We start from the raw sequence: 10176 nt of genomic DNA on the forward strand, positions 1-10176 counted from the left end.
GATGATCTGGTGCGCCTGTTTGGCATCTTCCGCCTGTAGACACTGGAAGCCCGCCATATCCAGAGAGGTATGGATCATTTCGCGGATTGGTAGCTCATCATCGACAATTAAAATATAGTCATCTTTCACAGCGCAATACCCTTAAATATGGTTTTTTAGTTATGACAGGCTTATTACAAAGATTAATTATGACAATATCATTGCAAAAGAGCTGATAAAGTCGAATTTAGCAATAAATTGTGACAGTTTTGGGGCAGAGCAGTGACCAAATGATGACAGTTAAACGATCAATAAAGCCATGCAATTCATTTGCTTAACTCTACCTCGGTTTTAGGGCTGTATCTGTCATAAAACTGTAAAACGACTTTAATTTTTTTTGGCTGTGGTCTCGATAAAGGACTGGAACACTGCACAGCAGGCCGCCAAAACATCCTCCAGTGGCTGCTTAAAGCCCTCGGAAACCCAACGGATAATGATATGCGTGACATAGCCATTCAGCCCTGTTGCCATTAAAGACACTCCTTCAGCACTCTGTGGGGCATTGGGCATGGTGATCATCACGAAGCCCTGAATAATACGGTCAAACTGGGTCAGGGTTTCCTGAATGGTGGCCTGGTTATGTAAATCCTGCACCAGCATGGCATCAATATAAATGATCCGTGCCATGCGTGGATCATCCTTAATGGTACTGAGTAAGGCGGACAATCCCGCCGTGACCATGTTGTTCGGTTCAGGCGCAGCCATGAGTACCGCCTGGGTCAGGCAGGTCTGCATTTTCTCAATCATTTTCAGGAAAACCGTCTGAAATAGTTCCTCACTTTTCTTAAATGATTCATAGAAATAGCGTTCAGTCAGCTTGGCTTCATTACAGACATCCTTAACCGTCACGGAGAAGAATCCCTGTGTGCCATACGTGGCAATGCCTGCCTCAATTAGTTTTTCACGGCGTGCTTGCTTGCGCTCAGTCAAGGAGAGACCCTTGAACTGACGTTCTTTACTATCAGTCGTATTTTTCTTGCGTATCGATCGATCTTGAGTTGCCATTGAGAAAACCGTTCCTTAATAAAAAGTCTTTAAATCATGTAGATCATGGTTATCTGTATTTCAACAATGTTGTGCTGACCTGGCATAACCAAATTTTGAAAATCCATCTTGTCTCTTTTAACCATGTTCGGCCATAAAATGTAAATAGGCCTATTATGACATGTAAGGTGTTGGTTATTGCCATTTGTCTTAAAGGTCCATTGTACTATATTGACAACATGTATTGTCAAAATTATATTGGTTACAGCTTAAACTGCACATGATAACGCATGATTGGGGCGAACTATGTGCATCTCATTCATAGGGTCTGTTGGCATTTCACAGACCCTTATACAAAGGATAGGCAATGAAAAACTTTAAAAATAAAGTCGCGGCGATCACAGGTGCAGGTTCTGGGATTGGGCAGCAACTCGCAGTTTTATTGGCTAAACAGGGCTGCCATTTGTCATTGAGTGACATCAATGAAAAGGGACTGGCGCAAACTGTTGAGCTGGTAAAACAATATCCAGTGACTGTAACCACCAAGGTGCTTGATGTTTCAAACCGTGATGCGGTGAAACAGTGGGCGCAGGAAACGGTACATGATCATGGTGCAGTAAATATGATCTTCAACAACGCGGGTGTGGCTTTGGGCTCAACTGTGGAAGGTGCAAGCTATGAAGATCTGGAATGGATCGTAGGTATCAACTTCTGGGGCGTGGTTTACGGCACCAAGGAATTCTTGCCATTCATTAAGCAAACCAAAGATGGTCATATCATCAATATCTCCAGTATTTTTGGTCTAACCTCGCAGCCAACACAGTCTGCCTATAACGCAACCAAGTTCGCGGTACGTGGTTTTACTGAATCATTGCGTCAGGAGCTTGATATTGAAAAGAGTGGCGTAAGTTCTCTTTGTGTACACCCAGGTGGTATACGCACCAATATCGCAAAAGCAGCGAAGATGAATGACAGCCTGAAGAGTCTGGGCATGGACCCGAACAAGTCCATCAAGCAGTTTGACAAGTTCCTGCGTACTCCACCAGAAGAGGCGGCACGTCAAATTCTTAATGCGGTATTGAAAGACAAACGCCGTCTGCTGATTGGTACAGATGCGCGCGTTGTGGATACATTCCAGCGTTTATTCCCAACGGGTTATCAACGTCTTGCAGCGATTGCAACGAAAATGATGTAAGTTTCAAGCATAAAAAAGCCATTCTTAAAGAATGGCTTTTTTATTTGAGGATCAAAGAAATTTTTAAATAAGGACTTTGATCTTGGTTTTCTTCCAAACGAACTGATAATAAGAGGCTTGTAATACACATAAGCAGACAAAAGAAAGTGCGTAAGCCGTCCAAATGCCCGTTAAGCCCCATAACGAACTAAACCAATAGGCACAAGGAACTTCAATTAAAATAATGGTCAGAATATTGATCATCATTGGGACATTCACTGTACCACTAGCCCGCATGATTGATGCAAAAATCGCGCTAGCCCCAAAGAATAAAACAGCCCACAGTACAATAAACAACAGTTGCTGCCCAAGCTCAATCACGCTGTGATCGGTAATAAACAGCGCCATTAAATATTTGGAAAATAAGTAAGCCAAAGTGATCAAACTGCCAGTAAATATGACATTCATTCCTAAAGCCGTTCGGGTGACTTTGGCCAGTAAATCGGGCTTGCCAGCACCAATCGCCTGTGCGGCAAAAATAGAAGCCGCAATTGAAATGGATAGCGCTGGAAACTGGATATAGTTCAGCACCTGATTGACTGCTCCATAAGCCGCAGTGGCATGTGCACCATAATGATTAACCAAACCAATAATGACTAAGCCTGCCAATGAAGTTGTCACCATTTGGATGCCTGTTGGGATACCAAGCTTTAGGATTAGTTTACTTAATGTTGCATCATGGCGAATGCTTTGCAAAAGTCGCGCATCTATTTTCAGTGGATGGTTTTTATAATTGAGATAAAACCCTAGAAAAATCAATACGGCTGCATAACCCAGAATGGTTGCGATGGCTGGTGCAACAATCCCGAGGGCGGGAAAGCCAAAATAGCCTTTTAGCAACACAGGCGTAACCGCCAGACCAATCAGGCTGGTTAGGCTCAATGCGATCAGCGGTGTCACACTGTCGCCGACACCGCGAAGAATTGAGGTGTAGATAATATAGACAAATAACAGTGGGCTACCTGCCAGCATCCATTGCACATAGGGTAGCGACAGGTGCATGACCTTGGCATCTGTACCCAGCAATTTCAACATGGGCTCAGCCATCATCACGCCTAAAACCGCAATCACACTCCCGCCAATCAGGGTCATGAACAGGGTTGAACCAATCACACAGCGCACTTTCTCAAGATTCTGTGCACCCCAGGCCTGTCCCACCAACACGGTTGTTCCCGCCGAGATCCCAATCACAAAGGCAAGCAGAAAGAACAGGATTGGAAAGAACACTGAAACTGCGGCAATGGCATCCACGCCCATCATTTGCCCAACAAAGATGGTATTAATCGTTCCCGACAGGTTCTGCAAAATATTGGTAGCAATCAAGGGAACCAGAAAGACAAAAAAGGTTTTCCAGAGGTTTGGCTGCATCACCAGAGGTTGGTGTGGTGTCATTCAGTTTGCTTCATCCTGAAACATCTATTTTTTCACCATACCATCATCAGTCAGGTGGAAGTCATGATTGTTCGGTTTATTTTTTTGTTGATCAGCAACGCACCAGAATTTCACCTGCATGTTGCAGCGTTTGGTCGGTTTTGGCAAAGCAGAAACGAATCAGGCGTAGTGATTCGGGCGCTTGTTGATAAAAAACGGAAATAGGAATCGCGACGATTTTATGCTGTTCCGCTAAAAACTGGCACATTTCAATGTCATTCAGGTCAGGACGGATTGCACTGTAGTCCAGACTTTGGAAATAAGTACCTTGCGATGGAATCAATTTAAAACGTGAGTTTTCAATCTGGGCATTAAACAGGTCGCGTTTCGCCTGATAAAAGTCGGGAAGCTCCTGAATATGCTCAGGATGCTGTTGCATATAATCAGCGAGCGCAATCTGGCAAGGTGTGGTGCCGCAGAAGTTGGCAAACTGGTAAATCTGGCGAAACAGGCGCATCAGGTTGGCTGAGGCAACGCAATAGCCCGTTTTCCAGCCCGTCACATGATAACTTTTGCCAAAAGAGCCAATTACATAACTACGCTCACGCAGTTCTGGAAACTGTAGCGCGCTGTAGTGTTTCCGCCCATCAAACACCAGATGTTCATACACCTCATCAGACAGCACCACAATATTTTTATCTTGAATGAGTTCAATCAACTGCCGCCAGTCCTGTTCCGACCAGATGGCACCCGTTGGGTTATGCGGCGTATTGACAATGATCATGCGGGTTTTTGCATTGATACAATCTTTAACTTTTTGCCAATTCACCTGAAATGTTGGTGCTTCTAAATGAATATGAACGGATTTCCCCCCTGCCAGTTGTACTGCAGGGGCATAGCTGTCATAGCTCGGGTCAAAAATAATCACTTCATCACCTGCATGAATACAGGCCTGAATAGCACAGAAAATTGCGATGGTTGCGCCTGGGGTAATGGTGATCTCAGTGATGGGATCAAGCTGTAGCTGGTCACGCTGTAGAAATTGCTGCGCCAGTTGCTCACGTAATGCCAGTAGACCATCACCCGCAGAGTATTGATTGTATCCTGACTGGGTGGCCTGACAGAGGGCTTCAATCAGGGCAGGCGGTGCTGGGAAATCGGGAAAGCCCTGTGACAGGTTTAGGGCATTGAGCCGTTGTGCAAGTTCAGTCATCACGCTAAAAATGGTCACGCCTTGGCTTGGGAGTTTTGACTGAAGCTGCAACATTGTTTTTTAACCTGATTGACGTTTTGTTTTGCAGTGATTGTATAGTAAATGTTGAGGTTTGCCGTTAATTGACTGAAAAATGTGGCTTAGGTCAGTAAAAACAGGTAATTGTGTCTGAAAAAAAAACAATAGTGACGGAATTGGTCATTTTTTATTGAAAATTGTCTAAAAAATTTGTTGTTTTTCATGATGATACGCTATTTTAGTTGCTGCTGTAAAGCGCTATAATTTCTATCGAGCGGTTCAATTAAATACCAATTATAGTGAAATGGGACATCAGGCAATGGACAGTTTCGATTTAAAAATACGCTATCCGCATCATATTGATCTCAATGATGTGGAGCAGTTTGGGACTTTGAATACCATTGGGATATTGACCAGATTTGACCGAATGGGCTGGAAACAGCAGTTAAGCTGCTGGTTGCAACTGGATGGTGCCAGTCCGACCTTTACCATCACAGATGAGAAGACCCAACGGACCATAGAAATTGTATTGAATACCTACGGATCATCTCAGGAACTTAACTTTATCATCAAGACAGACATTCCTGTAGTTGTTGCTAAAAAACAAATATTTGGGTTGATTACGCTTCAGGCGAAAGAGACGGTTCAGTTTAAGCAGCTTTCTCTGGTACAGGTCAAAACCTACCTCACTGCGTTCCTAAAGCAGGACACCGATGCACTGGTTCGATATTACCAGCAAAGCAAGCAACAACTGGCGCAATCTGCATAACGATGAGGAGTAAATCCCCTATCGTTATATTGCTATTTATAAAACATTTTCAACAATGGCACGAATCACACCCAGTGCCAAGCCAATAAATGCCCCGACAATCACGCCATTGACGCGAATCATGTGTAAGTCACCACCGACCTCACTTTCGATTTTGGCAATCATTTCCCGTGAATCCCACTCGTGGATACGTTCGCTGATATAACGGATGATCTTGTCGCTATATTGTTCGCTAAAGTTGGTTGCCAAACCGACCATTTTCTCATTCAGAACCTGACGCACTTTTTCATTCTGAACCAGGCTTTCGCCCAATTGTTGTAATGCCGCCTGTAAATTGCTGGCAATACCTGAATCTGCCTGCATCAAGTCGGTTTTGACCGCATCACAGAGAATGGCAATTGCACCACTGATAAAGTTCAGCACCTGTGGACTGTCCAGCACATCATCCTTGCTCTGATTTAAGCGCTTGCTGGCTTCACTGTTGCTGTCCGCAAGCTGCAACATCAGATTATGCGTGGTGGTTTCAATGTCCTGCCGCCACGGATGTTCAGGATTAGCCAGCATGGACTCAACCTTTTCAATCAGTGAGTCAATGGTGCGCTGCTGCACATCAATGCCAATCCAGCTTGCGCCTTTGGCAAGTTTCCAGACACCGAGTTCCTGAAACAGTTTGCGTGACAGGTTGCGTGCCTGTTCAGGATGCGACACAATCCATTGATGGGCCAGATCAAGGCCACGCTGTAGCACATCCTGATGGAAGTCATTTTCCAGAACGGCACGTAACATTTCGCTGGCTAATTTATTGATTTTGGTACTGCGTACCCATTGCACACTATTGTTTTGCACAAAGTGGGCAATTTGATCTTGGCTCACAAATTCAAAAATTTTCGGTACAGTATGTTGAATCATCTGTACGACTTGCTGGTTATTTTGAGGGGTAGCTAGCCATTGACCGACGGCCAAACTGAGGTCGGCATTTTTTAAACTGCGTTCAACAATTTGAGGAGATAAAAAGTTTTCTTGTACAAAACGACCCATTGATTCTGCAATTCGAGCCTTATTCCGTGGAATGATTTCGGTATGGTCACGCAATAGTTTGGGTAAAGGCATTTTTCCAAAAGGATTACGGAAAAGCACAGTGACAGCGTACCAATCAGCTAGCCCACCAACTACACCTGCTTCCGCACCTAACATAAAAATATGAATGACCCATTTATATTCAGGTAAAAAATGCGCCGCGACCATTAAGCCAATCCATGCTATAACCGCAATGATCAATGCCATAGTGGCGAAGTACTTACTTTTTTGCAGGCTCGGTACGTGAATTTCTTCGACTGAATTCATTGAGTCATCCTTATCAATTTACTTTTTGCTTTGAGATGGCGCAGGGGGCTGCAACACGTCTCCTGTTGGACTCAATCCGTATTTTTGCCCTAATGATTGCAAAATGAGGTGCGCATCAAATGCGTCAGGCGATTGCTGCTGAGTCTGAAAACACTCAATAGTATACGACACTTGGATTGGATCAAGATTGACCACTTGAGGCATATCATAGAATGGATCAGGCCAAAAGGCAGGATGTCGGCGATAATAACCATATGGGTAATAAGAGGGTGTCGGATAAATCACAGCTTGGCGTTGTGTCTTGTGACGTGCATTACTTGGATCATCAACAACGGTAAAATAACGGAAACCGTTTTTGACAGTGGTTTGTGCCGCCTTTAACAACGTTATCTCCTCGGCTGTACCATAACTCAAATTACGATCAGCCTGAAAACCCACACGGTAAGTTTTGTTATTTAATGGATAAGCGGTGAACTGTCCAAGTTGGTCGAATGTTCTGGGTTGTGATGGGACACTGGCACAGCCTGTAAATGTCAGTGCGACAAGGAGCGGTGTGCACATCAATAAGGTTTTCATAGGCAATTCCTGTTTTTCAGCGTCTGGGAAGATGGTCCTAAAAGCTACTGTTCGGTTGGGTTAAAAATTCAAGTTCCTCTGCGCTTGAGCTTCGCCCTAAAATCGCATTGCGATGTGGATAGCGCCCAAAACGGTCAATAATCACTTTATGCTTTTTTTCAAAGCTCAAATTAATTTCGTTCCCTAAACGTTGGAACAGTTTTAAAGCAAACTCATGCATTAATTTAGATTCACTATGCATAAATGGCATATATAAAAATGAGCGATGATCAGGGCTGAGCTGGGCATCCAGTTGCAGGCTAATCGCCTCCTGCGCCAGCATCAGTGCCATGCTGTCATGGGCAAAAGCCTGTGGCTGGTCGCGATACAGGTTTCGGGAGAATTGATCCAGCACAATGATTTCTGCCAAGCGTCCCTCGGCGGTCTTGCGCCATGACCACAGTTCAGCCTGTATAGCCTGATGATGAATTGCTTGAAAACGCTCACGAATTTTTGCATCAAATTCATCACTTTTGGCGAACCAGAGTGAACGGTGGTCAGGATCAAACCAGAAATCAAGAATGTCTTGGGCTTGCATGGGTGGATATCCATCGGAAGATTTATTTTTAATAAAATCACAATTTCAGCGTGTTTTATATAATCGGATTGTGTTAAAAATTGCCAAGCTAAACCAATACAATCAGGTGACTAGGCCATAATTGTCGTTATAATTGGCTGAGTCGAAAGGATTGCTATTATTCAAATCCAATCTACTCGACAAAGTCGTTGCCATTTCGTTGGTCGGCTGATCTTGAACAAGCGAGCATATAATATGAATCAACCCAGCACACTTTCCGCCTCTGTGATACCAACGTGGGTAGATGCCTCGCTATTCAAGGGGATGCTGCGTGGTATAGAGCGTGAAAGTCTGCGTATGCAAAGCAATGGATTTTTATCACAAAAAAATCATCCAAAAGCTTTAGGCTCGGCACTGACCCATCCACATATCACCACAGATTATTCCGAAGCGTTGATGGAGTTTATCACCAACCCACAAACTAGCATTGCCGCCGCGTTAAATGAACTCAGGGATATTCATAGCGTGGTACATCAGCAGCTAGAAGATGGTGAGCGTCTATGGCCACTGTCCATGCCGTGTATGTTGGATGATAATGAAGAAAATATCCGATTAGCACAGTACGGCACTTCTAATATTGGCCGCTTTAAAACCTTATACCGCCGTGGTTTGGGTGTGCGCTATGGTCGCCGTATGCAGACCATTTCAGGGGTGCACTACAATTTATCTTTTCCTGATCAATTATTTGTAGTATTGCAGCAACATGAAAGCAATCCAGAATTAAAGCAGCTCAGTCCGCAAGATTACCGTAGTCACCGCTATTTTGGCCTGATTCGGAACTTTATCCGACTTACCCCATTGGTTATGTATCTTTTAGGGGCAAGCCCATCGGTTTGTCGTTGCTTTTTAACAGGGCGTGAGCATCACTTGCAGCCTTTGGTTAAAGGAACATTATATTTACCAGAAGCCACTGCATTACGCATGGGGCGCTTGGGATACCAGAATTCAGCGCAAAAAGAATTAGGTATTCATTACAACGATCTACACGATTATCTTGAGGGATTACAAAAAGCGGTGCATACCCCTTATCCTGAATTTACCAATTTAGGTCTGGATGATGAGAATGGTGAACCGATTCAGATCAATGACCATGTGCTGCAAATTGAAAATGAATACTACAGTCTAGTTCGCCCAAAGCAAGTACCACAAGCGGGTGAAACTCCATCACAAGCATTGAAGAATCGTGGTGTTGGATATGTAGAATTACGTGCTGTAGATGTGAACCCTTATAGTGCGATTGGAATTGATGAAATTTCAGCGGGTTTTCTTGAAAGTTTAGCATTGTATTGTTTATTAAATGACAGTCCTGATTTGTTTGCAGAAGAGCAAGAGCAAATTGATCATAATCAAACTGAAGTGGTTAATCGTGGACGTGCAGTAGATGCTAAAATTATAGAAGGTGAAACAATAGTTTCACTTCATGATTGGGCTCAGCGTCATTTAAATGCGATTCAAGACTGCGCTATTTTGTTAGATCAAATGGATGGTTCACAGTTATATTCTGAGGCAATCCAAGTGATGCAGCAGCGTTTAGATCATGTTGACAATACGCTTTCCGCGCATGTGATTAAAGATACTTTGGATCATGGTGGGACATGGAGCTTTGGGAGTGTCATGGCTCAACAACATGTCAATCGTTATGAACAACATCAATTGAGTGCAGAAAGAGAACAATATTTTGCAGAATTAGCGCAAACATCGTTGCAAAAACAGGCGCAACTTGAACAAGATAATGACATCAGCTTTGAACAATATCTTGCACAATACCGTTAAAATTTTAGAGGACTTCCTATGCGATGGACTTACCGCTTAGTTAGTGCATTATTGGTACTAACGAGTATTATTGGTATCTCGTTTGCGTTGTATTTAGAACATGTGCAAGGTTTAGAGCCTTGCCCACTGTGTATTTTCCAACGTATTGGCTTAATTGGAATGGGATTGATTGCGTTAGTCGCATTTATTCATAATCCGATTTCAAATGGTTTTAAACGTTTTTATGCACTATTAGCAAC

10 protein-coding genes and 1 pseudogene are annotated in these 10176 nt (G+C 43.6%); 4 read left to right on the forward strand and 7 right to left on the reverse strand.

Going from position 1 to position 10176, the window contains the following annotated elements; translation table 11 throughout:
* Both B4H32_RS08650 and B4H32_RS08655 read right to left on the reverse strand, forming a co-directional pair.
* Window positions 1-129: pseudogene (locus tag B4H32_RS08650) on the reverse strand (DNA-binding response regulator); the annotation flags it as partial.
* A 237-nt stretch (window positions 130-366) separates the two neighbouring features.
* Window positions 367-1044, reverse strand: a complete 678-nt coding sequence (locus B4H32_RS08655) for a TetR/AcrR family transcriptional regulator (protein WP_004683600.1) — start codon at window positions 1042-1044, stop codon at window positions 367-369.
* Between the two features lie 346 nt (window positions 1045-1390).
* Between B4H32_RS08655 and B4H32_RS08660 the strand changes: the two genes are divergently transcribed.
* The gene (locus B4H32_RS08660) at window positions 1391-2218 is read left to right on the forward strand and encodes an SDR family NAD(P)-dependent oxidoreductase (RefSeq protein WP_004683598.1); all 828 of its coding nucleotides are present in this window, start codon (window positions 1391-1393) and stop codon (window positions 2216-2218) included.
* 63 nt (window positions 2219-2281) lie between these two features.
* Here the strand turns inward: B4H32_RS08660 and B4H32_RS08665 are convergent, their stop codons facing one another.
* Both B4H32_RS08665 and B4H32_RS08670 read right to left on the reverse strand, forming a co-directional pair.
* Entirely contained in the window at window positions 2282-3649 is a 1368-nt protein-coding gene (locus B4H32_RS08665) for an MATE family efflux transporter (RefSeq protein ID WP_004683597.1), read from the reverse strand.
* A 91-nt stretch (window positions 3650-3740) separates the two neighbouring features.
* Window positions 3741-4895, reverse strand: a complete 1155-nt coding sequence (locus tag B4H32_RS08670) for a pyridoxal phosphate-dependent aminotransferase (RefSeq protein ID WP_004683595.1) — start codon at window positions 4893-4895, stop codon at window positions 3741-3743.
* 283 nt (window positions 4896-5178) lie between these two features.
* Here B4H32_RS08670 and B4H32_RS08675 point away from each other — a divergent pair, with 283 nt between their 5' ends.
* Window positions 5179-5628 (forward strand): hypothetical protein, encoded by a 450-nt coding sequence (locus tag B4H32_RS08675; protein ID WP_004683594.1) that lies wholly within the window; start codon window positions 5179-5181, stop codon window positions 5626-5628.
* Window positions 5629-5664: 36 nt separating this feature from the next.
* Here the strand turns inward: B4H32_RS08675 and B4H32_RS08680 are convergent, their stop codons facing one another.
* Genes B4H32_RS08680 through B4H32_RS08690 form a run of 3 tightly spaced genes read right to left on the reverse strand, consistent with a single transcriptional unit; the run spans window position 5665 to window position 8125 of the window.
* Entirely contained in the window at window positions 5665-6972 is a 1308-nt protein-coding gene (locus tag B4H32_RS08680) for a DUF445 domain-containing protein (protein WP_004683592.1), read from the reverse strand.
* 18 nt (window positions 6973-6990) lie between these two features.
* Window positions 6991-7548 (reverse strand): CC0125/CC1285 family lipoprotein, encoded by a 558-nt coding sequence (locus tag B4H32_RS08685; protein WP_004683590.1) that lies wholly within the window; start codon window positions 7546-7548, stop codon window positions 6991-6993.
* A gap of 37 nt (window positions 7549-7585) precedes the next feature.
* Window positions 7586-8125, reverse strand: a complete 540-nt coding sequence (locus B4H32_RS08690) for a DUF924 family protein (protein WP_004683589.1) — start codon at window positions 8123-8125, stop codon at window positions 7586-7588.
* 234 nt (window positions 8126-8359) lie between these two features.
* Here B4H32_RS08690 and gshA point away from each other — a divergent pair, with 234 nt between their 5' ends.
* A complete protein-coding gene (gene gshA, locus B4H32_RS08695; protein ID WP_286802098.1) occupies window positions 8360-9937 on the forward strand; it encodes a glutamate--cysteine ligase in 1578 nt (525 codons plus the stop codon).
* Between the two features lie 18 nt (window positions 9938-9955).
* Window positions 9956-10176: disulfide bond formation protein B (locus B4H32_RS08700; RefSeq protein ID WP_286802102.1), on the forward strand; the 221-nt coding region annotated here is incomplete at its 3' end.

Origin of the sequence: Acinetobacter sp. UBA2063 (assembly GCF_002333245.1) — a bacterium.
In the GTDB taxonomy this organism is placed as follows: domain Bacteria; phylum Pseudomonadota; class Gammaproteobacteria; order Pseudomonadales; family Moraxellaceae; genus Acinetobacter; species Acinetobacter parvus.